Annotated in this window: 16 protein-coding genes; 12 read left to right on the top strand and 4 right to left on the bottom strand. The window is 63.6% G+C overall.

Translation table 11 applies throughout. The features are described from left to right. Nucleotides 1-11 precede the first annotated feature (11 nt). Complete coding sequence (locus ACIQUG_RS11220) at nucleotides 12-905, bottom strand: LysR family transcriptional regulator (protein WP_402321128.1); 894 nt, start codon at nucleotides 903-905, stop codon at nucleotides 12-14. A 100-nt stretch (nucleotides 906-1,005) separates the two neighbouring features. Between ACIQUG_RS11220 and ACIQUG_RS11215 the strand changes: the two genes are divergently transcribed. The 4 genes from ACIQUG_RS11215 (at nucleotide 1,006) to ACIQUG_RS11200 (ending at nucleotide 4,636) form a co-directional block, all read left to right on the top strand. Then, a complete protein-coding gene (locus tag ACIQUG_RS11215; RefSeq protein WP_402321125.1) occupies nucleotides 1,006-1,641 on the top strand; it encodes an NAD(P)H-dependent oxidoreductase in 636 nt (211 codons plus the stop codon). Nucleotides 1,642-1,773: 132 nt separating this feature from the next. Continuing rightward, a complete protein-coding gene (locus tag ACIQUG_RS11210) occupies nucleotides 1,774-2,772 on the top strand; it encodes an NADP-dependent oxidoreductase (protein WP_402321122.1) in 999 nt (332 codons plus the stop codon). Nucleotides 2,773-2,988: 216 nt separating this feature from the next. Then, nucleotides 2,989-3,264, top strand: a complete 276-nt coding sequence (locus ACIQUG_RS11205) for a metal-sensing transcriptional repressor (RefSeq protein ID WP_192449350.1) — start codon at nucleotides 2,989-2,991, stop codon at nucleotides 3,262-3,264. A 49-nt stretch (nucleotides 3,265-3,313) separates the two neighbouring features. Beyond that, nucleotides 3,314-4,636 carry an MFS transporter gene (locus ACIQUG_RS11200; protein ID WP_402321118.1) on the top strand — a complete coding sequence of 441 codons (1,323 nt, stop codon included), beginning with the start codon at nucleotides 3,314-3,316 and terminating at the stop codon, nucleotides 4,634-4,636. A 10-nt stretch (nucleotides 4,637-4,646) separates the two neighbouring features. Here the strand turns inward: ACIQUG_RS11200 and ACIQUG_RS11195 are convergent, their stop codons facing one another. Further along, complete coding sequence (locus tag ACIQUG_RS11195; RefSeq protein ID WP_402321116.1) at nucleotides 4,647-5,249, bottom strand: TetR/AcrR family transcriptional regulator; 603 nt, start codon at nucleotides 5,247-5,249, stop codon at nucleotides 4,647-4,649. 459 nt (nucleotides 5,250-5,708) lie between these two features. On the opposite strand from ACIQUG_RS11195, the gene ACIQUG_RS11190 reads away from it, so the two are divergent. Next, a complete protein-coding gene (locus ACIQUG_RS11190) occupies nucleotides 5,709-8,852 on the top strand; it encodes an efflux RND transporter permease subunit (protein ID WP_402321113.1) in 3,144 nt (1,047 codons plus the stop codon). Nucleotides 8,853-8,867: 15 nt separating this feature from the next. Continuing rightward, a complete protein-coding gene (locus ACIQUG_RS11185) occupies nucleotides 8,868-10,019 on the top strand; it encodes an efflux RND transporter periplasmic adaptor subunit (RefSeq protein WP_402321110.1) in 1,152 nt (383 codons plus the stop codon). Nucleotides 10,020-10,037: 18 nt separating this feature from the next. Here ACIQUG_RS11185 and ACIQUG_RS11180 read toward each other — a convergent pair whose 3' ends face one another. Further along, nucleotides 10,038-10,946 carry a DMT family transporter gene (locus ACIQUG_RS11180; protein ID WP_402321107.1) on the bottom strand — a complete coding sequence of 303 codons (909 nt, stop codon included), beginning with the start codon at nucleotides 10,944-10,946 and terminating at the stop codon, nucleotides 10,038-10,040. Nucleotides 10,947-11,077: 131 nt separating this feature from the next. Here ACIQUG_RS11180 and ACIQUG_RS11175 point away from each other — a divergent pair, with 131 nt between their 5' ends. Further along, nucleotides 11,078-11,539 (top strand): Lrp/AsnC family transcriptional regulator, encoded by a 462-nt coding sequence (locus ACIQUG_RS11175; protein ID WP_052201531.1) that lies wholly within the window; start codon nucleotides 11,078-11,080, stop codon nucleotides 11,537-11,539. A gap of 49 nt (nucleotides 11,540-11,588) precedes the next feature. On the opposite strand, the gene ACIQUG_RS11170 is transcribed toward ACIQUG_RS11175, so the two are convergent. Beyond that, entirely contained in the window at nucleotides 11,589-12,038 is a 450-nt protein-coding gene (locus tag ACIQUG_RS11170) for an Rrf2 family transcriptional regulator (protein ID WP_402321104.1), read from the bottom strand. A gap of 314 nt (nucleotides 12,039-12,352) precedes the next feature. Here ACIQUG_RS11170 and hmpA point away from each other — a divergent pair, with 314 nt between their 5' ends. From hmpA to nirB, 5 genes are all read left to right on the top strand, one after another. Then, nucleotides 12,353-13,567 (top strand): NO-inducible flavohemoprotein, encoded by a 1,215-nt coding sequence (gene hmpA, locus ACIQUG_RS11165; RefSeq protein ID WP_402321101.1) that lies wholly within the window; start codon nucleotides 12,353-12,355, stop codon nucleotides 13,565-13,567. Between the two features lie 225 nt (nucleotides 13,568-13,792). Then, nucleotides 13,793-14,395: an ANTAR domain-containing response regulator gene (locus ACIQUG_RS11160; protein ID WP_402321098.1), complete on the top strand. Its 603-nt coding sequence runs from the start codon at nucleotides 13,793-13,795 to the stop codon at nucleotides 14,393-14,395. Next, nucleotides 14,392-15,606: a CmpA/NrtA family ABC transporter substrate-binding protein gene (locus ACIQUG_RS11155; RefSeq protein WP_402321096.1), complete on the top strand. Its 1,215-nt coding sequence runs from the start codon at nucleotides 14,392-14,394 to the stop codon at nucleotides 15,604-15,606. The genes ACIQUG_RS11160 and ACIQUG_RS11155 overlap by 4 nt, the downstream gene beginning before the upstream one ends. Before the next feature lie 325 nt (nucleotides 15,607-15,931). Next, nucleotides 15,932-17,188 (top strand): nitrate/nitrite transporter, encoded by a 1,257-nt coding sequence (locus ACIQUG_RS11150; RefSeq protein ID WP_402321093.1) that lies wholly within the window; start codon nucleotides 15,932-15,934, stop codon nucleotides 17,186-17,188. Nucleotides 17,189-17,205: 17 nt separating this feature from the next. Next, entirely contained in the window at nucleotides 17,206-19,656 is a 2,451-nt protein-coding gene (gene nirB, locus ACIQUG_RS11145; RefSeq protein WP_402321090.1) for a nitrite reductase large subunit NirB, read from the top strand.

The raw sequence follows: 19,656 nt of genomic DNA, 5'->3' as shown, positions 1-19,656 counted from the left end.
GAGGCGGACGGCTATTGCCCCAAGGCGCGCGCCTCTTGGCGGATGATTTCGCCCAGGCGCTTGGCGCCCGGTCCCGCCGCATCCGGATCCGGGTAGACCAGATACATGGCGCCCCAGCGCTCCGAGCCTTCCTTCAGCGGCAGCGGCTTCAACTGGCCGGCAGCAAGCTCTTCGCGGATCCAGTCCTCCGGATACCAAGCAAAACCCATGCCCATGCAGGCGGCGCGAATGGAGGTTGCCTTGTGGCTGATCGTAAGCCGCCTTTCGGTCACGTTCCAGACGCTCGGGCGCTGCCGCTGCAGGCCGCTGTCGCGGATCACCAGATGGCGATGGCCCTTCAGATCCTCGACGCCGAGTTCCCGGCCCAGCTGATGCAGCGGGTGGAAGGGGGCGGCGGCGGCAACCGCCCGGTAGCGCAGGAGCACTTCGCCCGTATGGCCTGCCGGCAGGTTGTCGGCGCAGATCGCCAGGTCGACAGCACCTGACAGCAGCAGCTCGTCCGTTCCGCCCATGACGCTTTCATGCAGTTCGATGCGGGTTTCCGGCGCCTCCTCACCGAAGCGTTCGATGCAGCTCAGCAGCAGCCAGGTCGGAAACAGCCCCTCCACCGCCAGGCTCAGCATCTGCTCCTGGCCCTTGGCGAGGTTTTCAGCCGCCCGCTCCAACCGCGTCGCTTCGTCGACCAGTGACCTGCCGCGGCGGTAGAGAATGCGCCCCTCCGTGGTCAGCAGCGCCTTGCGGCCTTCGATCTCGAAGACGGCGACGCCGAGCCGCTCCTCGATCTGTCGCACCGCATAGCTGACGGTCGATTGCGACTTGTTCAGCGCCTGTGCCGCCTGGGCGAAGCCGCCGGCATCGACCACCGCGATGAAGGTCCGCCACTGATCCAGGGATATGCGTAGCATTGATCGAACCAATCGATAGATAGACGCCAATATTCGAACTTTTTTATCGTCCTGACAGATGCTTGTATAGATCCAACGAACACTGACAAACGAGGCCGACATGAACATTCTTCTCGTCACAGCCGATCCGGAAGGCCCGTCCTTCGCCAAGTCCCTGGCCGACCGCTATGTCGCCGGCATCCGCGAAACGAAGGCCGCAACCATCGAACTGGCCGATCTTGCCGCCGAAGGTTTCGACCCGCGCATGACCCGCAAGGACCTGGCTTTTTATCGCGACCGCGGACCGTTGCCGGAAGACGTCAGGCGCGAACAGCAACGCATCGAACGCGCCGACCTCCTGCTCTTGGCCTTTCCGATCTATTGGTGGTCGCTGCCGGCCGTAACGAAAGGCTGGATCGATCGCGTCTTCACCAAAGGCTGGGCCTTTGGCAGCGACGATCGTTTCGCCGGTCCGCTTTCGGCAAAGCACGTTCGCCTGATCGCCACCGGCGCCGGCAGCCACCGGCTTTACCAGAAGCACGGCTATGGAAGTGCGATGGCCGCCCAGGTCGCCCACGGCATCTTCAACTTCAGTGGCGTCGCCAATGTCGAGGCGCACCTGTTCCTGGACGTGGAGAGCAGCGACCGCGCCGCGCGCCTGCGCAATCTTGCGACCGCCCACGATCTCGGCCGCGCCTATGCCGAAGGACAGCGGAAGCCTTCGCCTCAACCGCACCTGATGCCGGCGACGGCCTGAAAGCGACGGGTCGGCGCCCCCCGAGATCTCATCTTCGATCGATCACCACCGAACCGAACGCCGCCACCGGCGGCGCGCGAACGAACCCACGCGCCCCTCTCAACCGAACGCAACACGACAAAGGAAAAAGCCATGTCTACCGTCACGCGAGAAATTCACCTGAAGAGCCGCCCGACCGGACTTCCGAGCCCAGAAAATTTCGAGATCGCCAGCCGGCGCCTCGACGAGGCGAAACCGGGCCAACTGCTGGTCCGCAACACCTGGATGTCCGTCGATCCCTATATGCGGGGCCGCATGGACGAGCGGAAAAGCTATATTCCGCCGTTCCAGCTTGACGCGGCCATGGATGGCGCAGCCGTCGGCGTGGTCGAACACTCCACCGATCCTGCCTTCTCCGTCGGCGACGCCGTCGTGCATTTCGCCGGCTGGAGGGACTACGCGGTCATCGACGCGGCAACGGCCCGCAAGCTCGATCCGGATCTTCCGGCCCAGACCTATCTCGGCGCGCTCGGCTTTCCCGGCCTCACCGCCTATGTGGGGCTGACACGGATCGCCAATGCCAGGCCAGGCGAGACGATCTTCGTTTCGGCCGCCAGCGGCGCCGTCGGCAGCATCGTCGCCCAGATCGCCAAGCTCAGCGGCCTGCGGGTGATCGCCTCGGTCGGCTCGTCGGACAAGGCCGACTGGCTCAGAAACGAGATCGGCGTCGATGCCGTCATCAACTATCGCGAAACGTCCGAGCTGACCGAAGCGCTCGCGACCGCAGCACCCGGCGGCATCGACATTTACTTCGACAATGTCGGCGGAGTTCATCTCGAAGCGGCGCTCGCTCTTGCCAACGACCACGCCCGCTTCGTGCTTTGCGGCATGATCACCGGCTACAACGCCGGCGGCGCGGCCGGTCCGCGCAACATCTTCCAGGCAATCGAGAAACGCATCCGCCTTCAAGGGCTGATCGTTTCCGATCATGTCGATCTCATTCCGGAGTTCGATCGCAAGATGAGCGCCTGGATCAAGGAAAGGAAGATCCAGCTGCGCGAGACCATCGTCGACGGCCTGGAAAATGCGCCTGACGCCTTCATCGGCCTCTTCAAGGGCGCCAACACCGGCAAGATGCTCGTGCGCCTCTAGCTGAAAACGGGCGCATCGGCGAACCGGATCACGCCGCCCCAGACCAACCCTATGCCCCGCCCTGTCGCGGGGCATAGGTGCGTCAAGTGCAGGAACGTAGCGGCGCGTGTCTCGCGGGCGCGGCGACAGACGAAGGCACTACCCGCCGTCGGACATCGCAGAACCATCGAAAATCGTGCTCTTGATATATCCTATCCAGGGGGATAGGATATTTGCATGACCGAGCACAGACACGACACCCATCCTGATATCGTCAAGCGGCTGAAACGCGCGGAAGGGCACCTGAAGAGCGTCATCGCCATGATCGAAGGCGGACGCCCCTGCCTCGACATCGCACAGCAGCTCCACGCGGTGGAAAAGGCAATCAGCCAGGCGAAGCGAACCCTGATCCAGGATCATCTGGACCATTGCCTCGAAGACACGATAGGCGCGCTCCCACGCGAGCAGCGCCATTCCATCGACGAGTTCAAGGCGATCACGAAATATCTCTGAGCAGCAAACCCGCTGCCGCAACCCGCTACCGAGCGAGGCCCCCATCGTCATGCTGCAGATCCTCGCAAACCGCACCTATCGCCACCTGTTCCTGGCGCAGGTGATCGCGCTGATCGGAACCGGCCTCGCAACCGTCGCGCTCGGGCTTCTCGCCTATGATCTGGCCGGGGCCGAAGCGGGCGCGGTGCTCGGGACGGCGCTTGCGATCAAGATGATCGCCTATGTCGGCGTGGCGCCGATCGCCGCCGCCTTCGCGGAACGGCTTCCACGCCGTGCCATGCTCGTCAGCCTCGACCTGGTGCGCGCCGCCGTCGCGCTGTTCCTGCCGTTCGTGGCCGAGATCTGGCAGGTCTATGTGCTGATCTTCGTGCTGCAGTCGGCCTCGGCAGCCTTTACCCCCACCTTCCAGGCGACTATTCCGGACGTGCTGCCGGATGAAAAGGAATACACCCGCGCCCTGTCGCTCTCGCGGCTTGCCTATGATCTCGAAAGCGTCGCAAGCCCGATGCTCGCTGCGGCACTTCTTACCGTCGTCAGTTTCCACGACCTGTTTGCCGGCACGGTATTCGGTTTCCTCGCCTCGGCCGCCTTCGTCGTGTCGGTCGCGCTGCCAAGCCCGAAGGCGGCGGAACGGCGCGGGATCTACGACCGCACGACGCGGGGCTTGCGCATTTATCTCGCCACACCGCGACTCAGGGGCCTGCTCGCGCTCAACCTCGCAGTCTCGGCGGCCGGGTCGATGGTCATCGTCAACACGGTGGTTCTGGTTCAGGCGGGCTTCGGCCTCACCCAGACCGACACGGCGATCGCGCTTGCCGCCTTTGGATGCGGTTCGATGATTGCCGCGCTGATGCTGCCACGCCTGCTCGACCGGACACCCGACCGCTTCGCGATGTTTTCCGGGGCGACGATCCTCGTCGCCGGCCTGTTCATCGGCCCGCTCGTTCCAAGTTTCGCTGCGCTGCTGCCGCTTTGGCTCGCCATTGGTCTCGGTTACTCGCTGACCCAGACGCCGTCCGGCCGGCTGCTCCGCCGCTCCGCCCAGCCCGAAGACCGGCCCGCGCTCTTTGCCGCCCAGTTCGCCCTTTCGCATGCCTGCTGGCTGATCACCTATCCTCTGGCCGGTTGGCTCGGCGCTACCGCCGGTCTCGAAGTGGCCTTCGTCGCGCTTGGCCTCATCGCCGTCGGCGCCATCACTGCGGCCGCCCGGCTCTGGCTGGCGCCCGACCCGGACGAAATCGAGCACGTGCATCACGCGATGGCGGACGATCATCCCCATCTTGCCGGCGCGACGCGCGTCGGCAGCGGCCACCGCCACACCCATGTCTTCGTGATCGACAGCCATCACCCCGACTGGCCGGCCCAGCAGTAGGCAACGGCGGCTACCTGGAAGCGGTGCTATTCCCGGCAAAGGACAGGATCGCCGCATCGGCGATCTCGGCGAAACGGGCGCTCGGCCCTTCGGCGCCGCTGCTCTGCTGCGCGGCGCGCGCGCCGTCGATCAGTAGCAGCAATGTGTCGCCGAGCAGTTCCGCATTGGCGATGCCGGCGCGGCGGCAGAGTTCGACGACGCGGTCGCGCTGCGCATCCTTGAACAAGCGGATCACCTCGCGTCCCGGGTGATCCTCATCGGTCAGCTGCGCGGCGGCGCTCATCATCTCACATTGGCACTTGTCCTCGCCGAGATGTTCGGCGATCCGCCGGACCCAGGCCCTGAGCTGACCGAGACCGTCGCCCGGGTGCTCGTCTTCCAGTTCGCGCCAGAAGCCATCCATCTCCATGCCCGCATGGCGCAGGCATTCGACGATCAGATCGTCCTTCGAACTGAAGTGGCGGTAGAGCGTCATCTTGTTGCTGTCGGCGGCATCAGCGATCGCATCGACGCCGGTGCCGCGAATGCCGCGGCGGCGAAAGAGATCACGCGCAGCCTCGACGATGCGATCGCGCGGCGAACGACGGGATGGTTTGCACAAATCCGTTGTCATCGCAGTGGCCCGGCGTGAACGGCGCGGAAAATCTTGCCCCTTGACGCCCTGTCATTGGTCGATAACATGCGACGATGTTACCGACCAGTAACATTTTCGCCAGCGCGGCATATCGTGGCGCAGCCACCTGCCGCGAAAAGCTCTTCCGGAAACGGCGGCGGTAACTAGCAGAAAAATTTTTATGCGCAGTGTCGGTGGGCGCGGTCGTCAGGCGTCTTTTAGCCAGAGCGCACACCGCAGAGACTTTTAAAATTCGATAACGCTCGTGATTTGGTCGTCGTGATTAGGGCCGGACCGGCCCGTCATGATCTCGTGCTGGAGCCTTACGATGCGCATGCTGGATGGGCTGAAGGCTGGGGAGACCGTCGCTGACTGCAAGGTCCGCGCGGCGCGCACATGCATGCCGAGTTTCTGCCCCGCTGCCTGCTGCGATGGTGGCGCTCCCAAAGGATCGGCCCCATGATCGACTTCTTCATCCACCGGCCGATCTTCGCATCGGCGATCGCCATCATCATGACGCTTGCCGGCGGCATCTGCTATTTCCTGCTGCCGATCTCGCAGTTTCCTGACGTCACGCCGCCGCAGATCGTCGTTGCCGCAAACTATCCGGGCGCCAGCGCCCAGGTGGTCGCCGATACGGTGACGACGCCGCTCGAACAGCAGATCAACGGCGTTCCGGGCATGCTCTACATGACCTCGACCAGCTCGAACGACGGGTCGTCGCGCATCATCATTTCCTTCGAAGTGGGTTACCCGATCGACGTCGCCGCGCTCGACGTACAAAACCGTGTCTCGCAGGCTGCTTCCTCGCTTCCGGCCCTCGTCAACCAGACGGGCGTGACCATCGCCAAGCAGATCCCCAATTTCACCGTGCTCGTCAGCCTGGATTCGCCCGACAATTCGGTCGATTTCGCCGCGGTCAGCAACTACGCCTACCTGCAGATCCTCGACCCGCTGAAACGCCTGCCGGGCGTTGGCGACGTCCAGCTGTTCGGCGAACGCCGCTATTCAATGCGCGTCTGGCTCGATCCCGACCGCATGGCCAATCTCGGCATCACCGCCGTCGACGTCCAGAACGTCATTGCCGAGCAGAACATCCAGGTCGCCGGCGGCAAGATCGGGCAATCGCCGGCGCCGGCCGGCACGCCCTTCGAGATGCAGATCAACGCGCTTGGACGCCTGAGCGACCCGTCGCAATTCGGCGACATCGTGCTTCGCGCCGATCAGACGACGGGGGCGACGACGCGGCTACGCGATGTGGCGCGCATCGAACTCGGGGCGCTGCTCTATTCCTCGTCGGTCACATTCAATGGCAAGGAAAGCGTCGTGCTTGCCGTCTTCCAGGCGCCAGGCTCCAACGCGCTCGACCTGCAGGCGCGCGTGCAGGCGAAGATGGACGAGCTGTCGCAGCGCTTCCCCGCAGGCATCGCCTACCACATGTTCTACGACACCACGCGCTTCGTCTCGGCGGCGATGAAGGATGTGGTGTTCACGCTGCTCGAAGCACTGGCACTCGTCGTCTTCGTCGTCTTCATCTTCCTGCAGAACCTGCGCACGACGATCATCCCGACGATCGCCATTCCGGTTTCGCTCATCGCGACGCTGGTCGTGATGTATCTCTTCGGCTTCTCCCTCAACATGCTGAGCCTGCTCGGCATGGTGCTCGCCATCGGGCTTGTGGTGGACGACGCGATCGTCGTCGTCGAAAATGTCGAGCGCCAGCTCGAGGCCGGGTTGCCGCCGCTCGAGGCCACCAAAAAGGCGATGCAGGAGGTGACGGGCCCGATCATCGCCACGACCGCGGTGCTGCTTGCCGTCTTCATCCCCGTCGCCTTCATTCCTGGCGTCGCCGGCAGCCTCTACAACCAGTTCGCGCTGACCGTCGCGATCTCCGTCGCCTTCTCTGCCTTCAATTCGCTGACCCTCAGTCCGGCGCTGAGCGCCGCGTTCCTGCGCTATCGGGGCGAGCCGCGTTTTGCGCTGTTCCGCTGGTTCAACAGCGGCTTTCATGCGCTGTCGCACGGTTACGCGCGCAGCGTCGCCGGGCTCGTGCGATGGCGCTGGGCGCTGTTTGCCGTCTTCCTCGCCGCGATCGCCTCGACCTACGCGCTATGGCAGCGCATGCCTTCGACCTTCCTGCCGGTCGAAGACCAAGGCTATTTCTTCGTCGTCATCCAGCTGCCCGACGGCGCTTCGCTTGAGCGCACGGAGGCCGTCGCGCGGCGTTCGGAAGAGATCCTGCGCAGCACCGCCGGCGTCGATTTCGTCGGTTCGGTCGTCGGCTTCAACTTCCTGTCCTTCGCCGCCCAGTCGAACTCGGCCGTGCAGTTCGCCGTGCTGAAGCCATGGGACGAGCGGCCGCCCGAACAGGGGGCCTCGGCGCTGCGCGAGGCGGTCATGCCGCAACTGCTGCAGATCCCGGACGCGCTGGTGCTCGCCTTCGACCCGCCATCGATCCAGGGGCTGGGCGCCACCGGTGGCTTTGAGTTCCAGGTGGAGGACCTTGCCGGCCGCAGCGCCGAGGCGCTGAACGACGCGACTCAGGCGCTGATTGCCGAGGCGCGCAAGCAGCCGGAAATTAATCCCTACCAGCTGTTCACTACCTTCAGCACCTCGAGCCCGCAGTTCGACTATGACCTCGACCGCGACAAGGCAAAGCTGCTGGGCCTGAGCCTGCCGGATATCTTCAGCACGCTGCAGATCTATTTCGGCTCGCTCTATGTCAACGACTTCAACATCTTCGGCCGCACCTTCCGGGTGACGCTGCAGGCAGACCAGGGTGCGCGGGCCTCGGCGACGGACCTGTCGCGCCTGTATGTCCGCAACACGGAAGGCGAAATGGTGCCGCTCAATACGCTCGGGACGTTCAAGCCGACGGTCGGCCCAGAGACCATCACCCACTACAACAACTACCCCTCGGCGCTGATCAACGGCGCGGCAGCGCCCGGCTTCAGCTCGAGCCAGGCGGTGGCGGCGATGGAGCGCGTGGCAAAAACGACGCTGCCCAGGGACTACACATTCGAATGGACCGGCATTACCTATCAGGAGATCCGGGCAGGCTCGATCGCCGCGCTCGTCTTTGCGCTCGCCCTCGTCTTCTGCTTCCTGATCCTGGCCGCTCAGTATGAAAGCTGGTCGATGCCTTTCATGGTGCTGCTTTCGGTGCCGCTTGCGCTCCTGGGCGCGCTCTCGGCGCTGTGGCTGCGCGGTATGCAGATCGACGTCTATTCGCAGATCGGTTTCGTGATGCTGGTCGGACTTGCCGCCAAGAACGCCATCCTGATCGTCGAGTTCGCAAGACGCCGGCGCGAGGAAGGGCTCGACGTGGTCGCCGCCGCTGCGGAAGCGGCGCGGCTGCGACTGCGGCCGATCCTGATGACGGCCTTTGCCTTCATCCTCGGCGTGCTGCCGCTGATGTATGCCAGAGGCGCCGGCGCCGCCAGCCGCCAGTCGATCGGCACCACCGTCTTCGGCGGCATGCTGGCGGCAACGATCCTCACACTCATTTTCGTCCCGGTCTTCTACGCAGTCATCGAAAAATGGCGCGAGGGCACGTCCTCGCAACCGATCGGCCAGCGTCACGAGCCGGAGGCGGCGGAATAGGTATTGGAGCCTGACATGCGTGGTTCGAGACTGGTCCTTGCCGCAGTGGTCGTGGTCGCTGCCCTTGCTGCGGCCTATCACTACAAGAACGGCGGCTTCGAGCTGAAGGGCGGTGACGCCGGCGCGGCGGTGGGGCCGCCGCAGCAGGCCATGCCCGTTCCCGTCGCCTCGGTCGTCAAGAAAACCATTCCCATCTATCTCGATTATTCGGCGCGCACCGAAGCGATCCGTAACGTGACGCTGCGCGCCAAGATCACGGGCTATATCGAAGCGCAGGCGGCACCCGACGGCTCGGACGTGAAGGAAGGCGACCTGCTCTACAGGATCGACGCGCGCGACTATGGCGCAGCGCTCGATCAGGCGAAGGCCCAGGTCGAGCGCGACGAGGCGTCTCTCGCCTATCTGCGCTCCAACCTCAACCGCGGCAACGAACTCGCCACGACGGGCTATCTCGACAAGGACAGCTTTGACCAGCGCCAGAGCGCGGTGCATCAGGCCGAGGCCGCACTTGCCATGTCGCGGGCGGCCGTGCGAACCGCCGAGATCAACTTCGACTACACCGAAATCCGCGCGCCTTTTGCCGGCCGTCTCGGCCGCGACCAGGCGCCGGAGGGAACGCTCGTCAGCAACACCGCGGGAACGCCCCTCAACAATCTCGTGCAGCTTTCGCCGATCTATGTCTCCTTCAACCCGAGCGAAACGGAACTCGCCGACATCCAGAAGGCACGGGCAAAGGGCAAGGTCGAGGCGGAAGTGCTTCTGCCCGGCGACAAGGAACCGCGCTATCGCGGCGAGCTCAGCTTCATTAACAACACGGTCGAGGGCAACACCGGAACGGTCGTCGCCCGTGTGACCATCGACAACACCGATCTCTCTTTGCTGCCCGGCCAATACGTTCGCGTCCGGGTGAAGATCCGCGACGAAACGAACGTGCTGATGGTGCCGGAAACGGCGCTCGGCTCAAGCCAACTCGGCAAGTACATCTATGTCGTCGGCAAGGGGGAAACCGTCGAGCAGCGGCTCGTCACTCTCGGGCCGACGAGCGGCGACCTCATCGGCCTGACGTCAGGGGTTTCGGAGGGCGACCAGGTGATCGCCGGAAACCTGCAGAAGATTTTCCCGGGCGCACCGGTCAAACCGATGCCGGCCGAACAGGCGCAGAAGTAGGCCAGCCATTGGCCCGGGCTACGTCCTTTTCAGGATCGGGAAGACCATTCCGAACGTGATGACAGCGATGGCGACGACCTGAAGCAGCGTCGGGACTTCACCGAGAACGACGACGCCCGCGGCGGTCGTCGTCACCGGGACGCACGGCATGAACAGCGAGGCAGGCTGAGGGCCCAATTGACGGATGACATAGGTGTAGAGAACACTCGCGAGCGCTCCGGCGAAGAAGCCCTGGATCACAAACTGCGTGGCAATCTCGGCGAACGAAGCGGTGGCAAATCCGCTCGGCGCCAGGATGTGCAGCAAGGGCAATGGCAGGCAGGAGAAGAAGACGACGGCAATCGTCGCCGTGACCGCATCGACGGACCATAGCCGCACCAGCACCGCATAGGCCGCGAACATGACCCCTGATACGGCAAACAACAGATCGCCGCGCAGCGTTTCCCCGTCCCCAACGCCGGACTGGACGACGAACACCAGAAGGCCGGCAATGACCGTGGCGATACCGGCAAGGCGCACGCCGGAGACCCTGTCCTTGAAGACGATGCGCGAGAACAGGAACGAGAAGAAGACGATTACGGCTGGAGAGAGCGCGGCCGCATGGGCCGCTGGCGCAAGAGCCAGTCCCTGATTGATGATCAGCGGGTAAGGCAGCCCCGTCAACAGCGCCAACACAGCGGCCTTCCGCCAGCCGAGTCGGCTCAGCCTCGGTATGCCGATCCCCAGGAGCACCGGCAGGAACGCAAGGGCAGCGCCCGAGAACCGCAGGCTGACAATGTCGGCCGGCGTCAGATGCGCGCGCAGACTGAACCTTGCGGCGACAAACTGAACGGTGGTGATGGCGACGACCGCCAACCCTGCGAGGATAGCGAGCCGCCGGCGACTGGCACTCTCGTCGAACGTCATATCATCAGCGCTTGCAGCCATGGCGATTACCCCTCATTCTCCGCCTGCGACATACGCATGGTATTGCCGCATTCAGTGCGTCTGAATATGCTGATTGCAGCTCCAGTGAGTGAGATTCACTCTGTTGAGGATCGTTTTGCGTGAAGAATGAAATTCCAGGTCTGGACACCATCGACAGAACCTTGCTGAGGTTGCTTCAGGAAGACGGCCGGCGCACCACGCTTGAGCTGGCAGGCCGGGTGGGCCTGTCGCCGACTGGCGCCAGTCAGCGCGTCAAGCGCCTCTTCCGCGAGGGTTATGTGAAGGCTGTGCGCGCGATCCTCGATCCGAAGAAGATCGGCCGGGGCACCGTCGTCTTCATCCAGGTGCGCCTCGACCATACCGCCCCGCATATCTTCGAGCGCTTCTCCGAGGCGGTTGCAAAGGCGCCGGAAGTTCTGGAATGCCACATGGTGATCGGCGGCTTCGACTATCTGGTTAAGGCGCGCATTGCCGACATGTCGCTGTTCCAGGATTTTCTCGAACGGGTCATCCTGCCCCTCCCCGGCGTCCGGGAGACGCACACCTACGCCTCGGTCGGCGACGTCAAGCCGGACGCGCTGCTGCCGATCTGACGCCTTGAGCGACTAGCGACCTAGCGCGCGCAAGCCGCAAACCCCTTCGTCACAGGGTGCAGTCTTCGCTCGGCACAGCCGCGCTAAGACCGAGGAGCGCGCCGAGCGTCGAGCGCTTTTCAACGAGATCCGCGAGCGTGTATTTGTCGAAGACTGCGACGAATGCGGCTGTGGCTTCCGAAAGGACGGACGGCAGGCTGCAGGCGGGTGCGATGCGGCAACCGCGGCAGTCGATCAGATCCGACAGTTCCTCCGTGTGGCGAAGAAGAGCGCCGAGATTGATTTCGTTTGCAGCCCTTGCAAGCCTGATACCGCCATTGCGGCCGCGCACGGCCTCCAGAAACCCCGCATTCGCAAGGTCTTGAACCACTTTCATCATATGGTTCTGCGAGACCGAGAAGGTATCGGATATCCCCCGGATGGAGCTGAGCCCCGCCGGCTGTGAGCCCAGATAGATCATCAGGCGCATCGCATAATCGGTATATTTCGTGAGCCTCATCGCGGGTCTGCGTCAAAAAGTCCGTTCAAAATACATGCATTTGATTAGCATCTTTGATCGCGAGCGAATAGATGCATTTCAGATACCTCTTTAAGGGTCATTTGCGATGACCGCGCGAACGGCAGTCGGAACTGAGATCAGAATGATCGTCGAAGACTTCTACTGCGAAGCCCGCATTAGCAGGATTTCGAGCGCGGGATGCGTTGCCGCGAGGGACTGGGACACACCCCCCGATCACCGGCCCATCGAATTGCCGGTCGCATTTCCAAGATCACCAACCTGCCCCCACTGATACCCCACCGAAAGGAAAGATCATGCCGAAACCACTCTCCCCCGAGACTGTCCAGATCGTGAAGGCCAGCGCTCCGGCGCTCGCGGCCCATGGAGCGGACATCACGAAGAGCATGTATGCCCGCCTCTTCCAAGACGATCACATCCGCGCGCTGTTCAACCACGCCAACCAGGGCGAGGGCGGTTCACAGGTGAACGCGCTTGCGGCCGCCATTCTCGCCTATGCGCAGAATATCGATAATCTCGGCGTGCTTGGCCCGGTGGTCGAACGGATCGCCCAAAAGCATATCGGCTACCACATCCTTCCTGAGCACTATCCCTTTGTTGCCAAGGCTCTTCTCGCCGCCGTCGAGGATGTGCTCGGAACTGCGGCGACCCCTGAGCTCCTGAACGCATGGGGCGAGGCCTATTGGTTCCTGGCCGACATTCTCAAGGAGCGCGAAGCCACCATCCGCGACGAGCTGATGGCGCGCTCGGGCGGATGGAACGGCTGGAGAGATTTCGTCATCGCCTCGAAAGTTCGCGAAAGCGACGTCGTCACCTCGTTTATCCTGAAACCCAAGGACGGCGGTCGCGTCGTACGCCACAGACCCGGGCAATATCTGACGTTTCGCTTCCAACTGGACAATGGCCTGGAAATCAAGCGCAACTACTCGATCTCCAGCGGCCCAAACGACAGCTTCTACCGCATCTCCGTGAAGCGCGAAGCGCAGGGGCAAGGCGGATCGCGATATCTCCACGATCAGGCAACCGTCGGCACGGTCTTGAGCGCGACTCCGCCGGCTGGCGACTTCTTCCTCCCCGACGCGCCGGCGGCACCGGTCGTATTGCTGTCGGGTGGCGTCGGCCTGACGCCCATGGTTAGCATTCTCGAGACGATCGCCGAGGAACATCCAAACCTCGAGGCGCACTTCGTCCACGGCGCGCTGAACAGCGGCACGCATGCCATGGATCGGCATGTTCGCGAACTCGCCGATGCCCATGGCAAGATCACGATCAGCAGCTTTTATAGCGCGCCGGCGAACGGGGATGCTGTGGGGCTGTCGCACGACTTCGATGGCTTCATCACGGCGGAATGGCTTCGCAACCACACGCCCATCGCCAATGCCGAATTCTATCTCTGTGGTCCCAAACCGTTCCTTCGGGCGCTCGTCCCGGCTCTTGCCCGGGAAGGCGTTTCCAGCGAGCGGGTCCACTACGAATTCTTCGGCCCAGCTGACGAACTCATTGCAGCCTGAAATGCGTTCTGTCTGCACTTCCACGGACCGCGGAATTGCTTGACCTCCTCATTGCCGCGGCGCGGCCTTCGCGCCGCGGCAAAGCCGATCTTCGCCGCCGATTGTTGCAGTCCCGGCTGTGCGTGAGCGCCATCCGAAAGATCGCCCTTGCTTTCGGACCGGCCATGCTGCATTGCAAAAAGAGCCGACACGGCAGGTCAAGCTTGGTCAGAATGCGGTCGTGGCATGCAGCACAGCAAACTAAACGTCCTGGTTATCGACGAGAACCGCATCCGCGCCGCGATCATCGAGGACGGGCTGCGCGACGCGGGCTATGACCAGGTGACCGTCATCGACAACATGCATGGTCTTGCGCGACGCATCGCCGATCTCAATCCCGACGTCATCGTCATCGATCTCGAAAACCCGAACCGCGACATGCTGGAGAGCATGTTCCAGCTTTCGCGCGCGGTCAGGCGCCCTATCGCCATGTTCGTCGACAAGTCCGACGAGGCCTCCATCGAGGCAGCGGTCGAAGCCGGGGTCTCTGCCTACATCGTTGACGGCCTGAAGCAGGAACGGGTGCGCCCCATCCTGAAGATGGCGATCAGCCGCTTCAACGCCTTCTCCCGCCTCAACCGCGAACTGGAGGAGACACGCGGCGAACTGGAAAACCGCAAGGTGATCGATCGCGCCAAGGGGCTGCTGATGCGCTCGCGGGGGCTTTCCGAAGAAGAGGCCTATGCGCTGCTGCGGCGGACGGCGATGAACCAGAACCGCAAGATCGTCGAGATCGCCCAAAGCCTCGTTACCGCCGCCAGCCTGCTCGATCCGGGAGGAAAGGAATGACGACGCGCCACGCCATCACCGCCGGTTTCGTGCCGCTGCTCGACAGTGCGCTGCTCGTCGTTGCCCGCGAGATGGGCTTTGCCGAGGAACAGGGGATCGACCTTACCCTTTTGCGCGAACGCTCCTGGGCCAGTATCCGCGACCGGCTTGCGGTTCGCCATGTCGAAGTCGCGCATATTCTCGGTCCGATGCCGATCGCCGGAAATCTCGGTCTCAATGTGCCGGCGCCTGAAATGATCGTGCCGATGGCGCTGGGTCTGGGCGGCAATGCGGTGACGGTGTCTCCGGCGCTCTGGCAAAGGATGGCGGAAAACGGCGCGACCACGGATCTCGATGCGCGCGCGAACGGTGCAGCCCTGCGCAAGGTGATCGATACCCATGCGGGCGTGCCTCTGCGCTTTGCCGTCGTGCACCCCTATTCCGGGCACAATTACGAACTGCGCTACTGGCTGGCAGCGAGCGGCATCGATCCTGATCGTGATATCGAGATCGTCGTGCTGCCGCCGCCCGATATGGGCGATGCGCTCGCCGAAGGCGTGATCGACGGCTATTGCGCCGGCGAGCCCTGGAACACCTTCGGCGTGCTTCGCCGCGGCGCGCATCTCGCCACGGTCAAGGCAGCGATCTGGCGGTCGAGCCCGGAAAAGGTTCTTGGCGTCAACGCCCGGTGGGGGCAAGCCAACCCGGAGGCGATGGCCGCCTTGCTCGTGGCGCTTCACCAGGCGTCAATTTGGTGCGCCCGCCCGGACAACCACGAGGTACTCGCGACCCTTCTGGCAAGGCCTGCTTATGTGGGGCGCGACGCCGAACTGCTTCTTCCCGCCCTCAAAGGCAACCTGCCGGTCGGCGGCGGTAAGGTCCGGGCCGTCAGGGACTTCTTCGTTCCGAACGCCAAGGCAGCGACCTTCCCCTGGAAGAGCCATGCCCTCTGGTTCTACACCCAGATGGTGCGCTGGCGGCAGATCGAGCATACGGCAGAACGCCAGCGCATCGCCGCGGAAACCTATCGCCCGGACATCTACCGCGCCGCCCTGAAGCACCTTGGTATCGCCATGCCGTCGGCAAGCGCCAAGGTGGAAGGCGCCTTGACCGTGGAAACCCCGGTTGGATCCTCGGGCGCCCTGACGCTTGGGCCCGATGGCTTCTTCGACGGTGGACGCTTCGATCCCGACGACCTCGATGCCTATATCGCGGCCCAGTCTGCGGACTGAATGCGCGACGCCTAATTTATGCGCATTGCACAAAAAATGGCTTCGCACTGCACCAAGGAATGTCATCCGCCGGGATGACACCAGGCCGACAAATCCACTTTTTCTTTTAGATCAATAGCTTGCCAAAACTGGCACGCTGATTGCTTTTCTTATTGCAGGCCCTCGGGCCAAGAGATCGGCGTCCAACGACGGGCGCCCTACCAGCAAAGCCGCTGATCAGGACTGCGCACACGGGGCAAACCGTGTCGGGCATACCTGGCCAGCGGCTTTTTGTTTTTCACCCCCAAGATGGAGCGGCACGACCTTGTCGGGCCTCGGAGAAGCCATGTCTGAGAACAAGCAGCCTTTATCCGCCAGCGAACCCGCCAAGGCTTTGTGGATGTCCACTTTTGCCTTCACCATCTGTTTCGCCGTCTGGACGATCTTTGCGATCATCGGCATCCGCATCAAGCAGGACCTCGCGCTGACCGAAGCGCAGTTCGGCCTGCTGGTCGGCACGCCGATCCTCACCGGCTCGCTGGTGCGCATCCTGCTCGGCGTCTGGACCGGGCGCTATGGCGGGCGCCTCGTCTACACGCTCACCATGCTGGCCGCGGCCCTTGCGACCTTTCTGCTCACCTACGCCACGACCTATCCGCAGATGCTGCTCGCCGGCCTCGGCATCGGCCTTGCCGGCGGCTCGTTCGCCGTCGGCGTCGCCTATGTCTCGCCCTTCTTCCCGCCGGAAAAACAGGGTACGGCGCTTGGCATCTTCGGCGCCGGGAATGTCGGCGCTGCGCTGACGAAATTCGTCGCGCCCTTCGTCCTCATCGCCTGGGGCTGGCAGACGGTTGCCGAGATCTGGGCGGCAGCACTCGTAGTGACGGCACTCGTCTTCTGGTTCACGACCAGCGACGATCCGGCCTTCCGCAGCCGCCGCGAGCGCCAGACGCCGAAGCGCAGCCTGCTCCAGGAGTTTGCGCCGCTGAAGAATGCGCAGGTCTGGCGCTTCTCGCTCTACTATTTCTTCGCCTTCGGCGGTTTCGTTGCCCTCTCGCTCTGGCTGCCGCGTTATCTCGTCGGCGTCTATGGCTTCGATATCGCCGTGGCCGGCATGGTCGCCGCCGCCTACTCCATCCCCGGCAGCGTCTTCCGCGCCTTCGGCGGCATGCTTTCCGACCGCAAGGGCGCACGCAGCGTCATGTACTGGATGCTCGGCATCTCGGCGGTGGCAACGCTGATCCTGTCGCTGCCGGCCGCCGGCGAAGGCCACAGCTTCGGCATCACGCCTGCCGTCTTCATCGTCACGGTCTTCGTGCTCGGCTTCGTCATGAGCCTCGGCAAGGCCGCCGTCTACAAGCACATCCCGGCCTATTACCCGGACAATGTCGGCGCGGTCGGCGGCATCGTCGGCATGGTGGGCGGGCTCGGGGGCTTCGTGCTGCCGATCGCCTTCGGCCTGCTCAAGGATGCAACCGGCCTCTGGTCGAGCTGCTTCCTGCTTCTCTTTGCCGTCGTCGTCGCATCGCTGCTGTGGATGCATCTCTCGATCCGCCAGATGGAGCGCCGTGCGCCCACCCTGCCGACGGCTGCAGCCGCATAAACAGACAAGGACAGACCATGACAGAGAAACTCGTCATCATCGGCAATGGCATGGCGCCGGGGCGCATGCTGGAGCATCTGCTGGACAAGGCGCCTGACCGCTACGAGGTAACCATTTTCAACGCCGAACCGCGCGTCAACTACGACCGCATCATGCTTTCGCCGGTGCTGTCGGGCGAAAAGGAATATGAAGAGATCATCATCCACGGCGACGGCTGGTACATCAAGCACGGCATCACGCTCTACAAGGGCCACCGCATCGTTGCGATCGACCGCGATGCCCAAACCGTGACTTCCGACCATGGTGTGACCGAGAGCTATGACAAGCTGGTGATCGCCACCGGTTCCGTGCCCTTCATCCTGCCGGTGCCCGGCAAGGACCTGCCCGGCGTCATCACCTATCGCGATCTCGATGACGTGCAGGCCATGCTGCTCGCCGCCCAGTCACGCGAAAAGGCCGTCGTCATCGGCGGCGGCCTGCTCGGCCTTGAAGCCGCCGCCGGCCTTGCCGGCCGCGGCATGGATGTCACCGTTCTTCACGTGATGCCGACGCTGATGGACCGTCAGCTCGACCCGGCCGCCGGCTACCTCCTTGAGAAGGAACTGGAAGGCCGCGGCATCAAGATCATCTGCAAGGCCAACACCAAGGCGATCGTCGGCAACGGCAGGGTCGAGGGCATCGAGCTCGACGACGGTCGCATCATTCCGGCAACGCTCGTCGTCATGGCCGTCGGCATCCGGCCGAGCGTCGGCCTTGCGAAGGAGGCCGGCCTTGCGATCAACCGCGGCATCGTCGTCGACCAGGGCATGCAGACCTCGGATGGCCGCATCTGGGCGCTTGGCGAATGTGCGGAAGTGGGCGGCATGGTCTATGGCCTCGTCGCGCCGCTTTACGAGATGGCCCGTGTCGCGGCCTCCCATCTGGCCGGCGACCGCTCCGCCTCCTTCGTGCATTCCGACACGCCGACCAAGCTCAAGGTCACCGGAATCGAGCTTTTCTCGCTCGGCGACTTTGCCGACGGCGACGACCGCGAGGAGATCGTGCTGCGCGACGCCACGGCCGGCGTCTACAAGCGGGTGGTGCTGAAGGGAAACCGCATCATCGGCACGGTGCTCTATGGCGAAACCTCCGACGGTGCCTGGTTCAACGACCTGAAGAAGAAGGAGACCGATGTCTCCGAGATGCGCCAGACCCTGATCTTCGGCCAGGCCTTCCAGGGGGGCGCTCCGCTGGACCCTATGGCGGCCGTTGCAGCCTTGCCGGATGATGCGGAAATCTGCGGCTGCAACGGCGTTTGCAAAGGTAAGATCGTCTCGACGATTGCCGACAAGGGCCTGACGTCACTCGACGAGGTGCGCGCCCATACCAAGGCATCCGCCTCCTGTGGCTCATGCACCGGCCTTGTCGAAAAGCTGATGACGCTGACGCTCGGCGAGAGCTACAGTCCGGCCGCCGTCCAGCCGATGTGCGGCTGCACCGATCTCGGCCACGACGACGTGCGCCGGCTGATCAAGGCCAAGAGTCTGAAGTCCATTCCGGCGGTCATGCAGGAACTGGAATGGAAGACCTCCTGCGGCTGCGCCAAGTGCCGCCCGGCGCTGAACTACTACCTCGTCTGCGACTTCCCCGACGAATATGCCGACGATTACCAATCGCGCTTCATCAACGAGCGCGTTCACGCCAATATCCAGAAGGACGGCACCTATTCCGTCGTTCCGCGCATGTGGGGTGGAGTCACCAATTCCGGCGAGCTGCGGGCGATTGCCGACGTGGTCGACAAGTTCGAGATTCCGCTGGTTAAGGTGACGGGCGGCCAACGCATCGACCTGCTCGGCATCGAAAAGGAAGATCTGCCCGCGGTCTGGGCCGATCTCGGCAAGGCCGGTTTCATCTCCGGCCAGGCCTATGCCAAGGGTCTGCGCACGGTGAAGACCTGCGTCGGCTCGGATTGGTGCCGCTTCGGCACGCAGGATTCCACCGGTCTCGGCATTCGCATCGAAAAGTTCATGTGGGGTTCCTGGACGCCCGCCAAGCTGAAGATGGCGGTCTCCGGCTGTCCGCGCAATTGCGCGGAGGCCACCTGCAAGGACATCGGCGTCATCTGCGTCGATAGCGGTTTCGAGATCCATTTCGCCGGTGCAGCCGGGCTCGACATCAAGGGCACCGAGGTCCTGGGCCAGGTGAAGACCGAAGACGAGGCGCTGGCGCATATCGTGGCGCTGACGCAGATGTACCGCGAGCAGGCGCGTTATCTCGAGCGCATCTACAAGTGGGCGAAACGCATCGGGCTCGACGAGATCCGTCGCCAGATCATGGACGATACGGACAAGCGCAAGGCCTACTACGACCGCTTCGTCTTTAGCCAGAAATTTGCCCAGGTCGACCCCTGGTCGGAGCGCGTCTCCGGCAAGGACAAACACGAGTTCCGGCCGATGGCGACGGTCGGCTACCCCCAAGCTGCGGAGTGA

The sequence above is a fragment of the Ensifer sp. NPDC090286 genome (assembly GCF_044769565.1).
Classification (GTDB): Bacteria; Pseudomonadota; Alphaproteobacteria; order Rhizobiales; family Rhizobiaceae; genus Ensifer.
This window is presented reverse-complemented; position numbering and strand designations above follow the sequence as displayed.

What these genes read in the sequence shown, in the direction of transcription:
- ACIQUG_RS11185 (WP_402321110.1), top strand. Translation starts at nt 8,868, where the DNA reads ATGCGTGGTTCGAGACTGGTCCTTGCCGCAGTGGTCGTGGTCGCTGCC.
- ACIQUG_RS11160 (WP_402321098.1), top strand. Translation starts at nt 13,793, where the DNA reads ATGCAGCACAGCAAACTAAACGTCCTGGTTATCGACGAGAACCGCATC.
- ACIQUG_RS11210 (WP_402321122.1), top strand. Translation starts at nt 1,774, where the DNA reads ATGTCTACCGTCACGCGAGAAATTCACCTGAAGAGCCGCCCGACCGGA.
- ACIQUG_RS11215 (WP_402321125.1), top strand. Translation starts at nt 1,006, where the DNA reads ATGAACATTCTTCTCGTCACAGCCGATCCGGAAGGCCCGTCCTTCGCC.
- hmpA (WP_402321101.1), top strand. Translation starts at nt 12,353, where the DNA reads ATGCCGAAACCACTCTCCCCCGAGACTGTCCAGATCGTGAAGGCCAGC.
- ACIQUG_RS11150 (WP_402321093.1), top strand. Translation starts at nt 15,932, where the DNA reads ATGTCTGAGAACAAGCAGCCTTTATCCGCCAGCGAACCCGCCAAGGCT.
- ACIQUG_RS11200 (WP_402321118.1), top strand. Translation starts at nt 3,314, where the DNA reads ATGCTGCAGATCCTCGCAAACCGCACCTATCGCCACCTGTTCCTGGCG.
- ACIQUG_RS11155 (WP_402321096.1), top strand. Translation starts at nt 14,392, where the DNA reads ATGACGACGCGCCACGCCATCACCGCCGGTTTCGTGCCGCTGCTCGAC.
- ACIQUG_RS11220 (WP_402321128.1), bottom strand. Translation starts at nt 905, where the DNA reads ATGCTACGCATATCCCTGGATCAGTGGCGGACCTTCATCGCGGTGGTC.
- nirB (WP_402321090.1), top strand. Translation starts at nt 17,206, where the DNA reads ATGACAGAGAAACTCGTCATCATCGGCAATGGCATGGCGCCGGGGCGC.
- ACIQUG_RS11190 (WP_402321113.1), top strand. Translation starts at nt 5,709, where the DNA reads ATGATCGACTTCTTCATCCACCGGCCGATCTTCGCATCGGCGATCGCC.
- ACIQUG_RS11170 (WP_402321104.1), bottom strand. Translation starts at nt 12,038, where the DNA reads ATGAGGCTCACGAAATATACCGATTATGCGATGCGCCTGATGATCTAT.
- ACIQUG_RS11195 (WP_402321116.1), bottom strand. Translation starts at nt 5,249, where the DNA reads ATGACAACGGATTTGTGCAAACCATCCCGTCGTTCGCCGCGCGATCGC.
- ACIQUG_RS11180 (WP_402321107.1), bottom strand. Translation starts at nt 10,946, where the DNA reads ATGGCTGCAAGCGCTGATGATATGACGTTCGACGAGAGTGCCAGTCGC.
- ACIQUG_RS11205 (WP_192449350.1), top strand. Translation starts at nt 2,989, where the DNA reads ATGACCGAGCACAGACACGACACCCATCCTGATATCGTCAAGCGGCTG.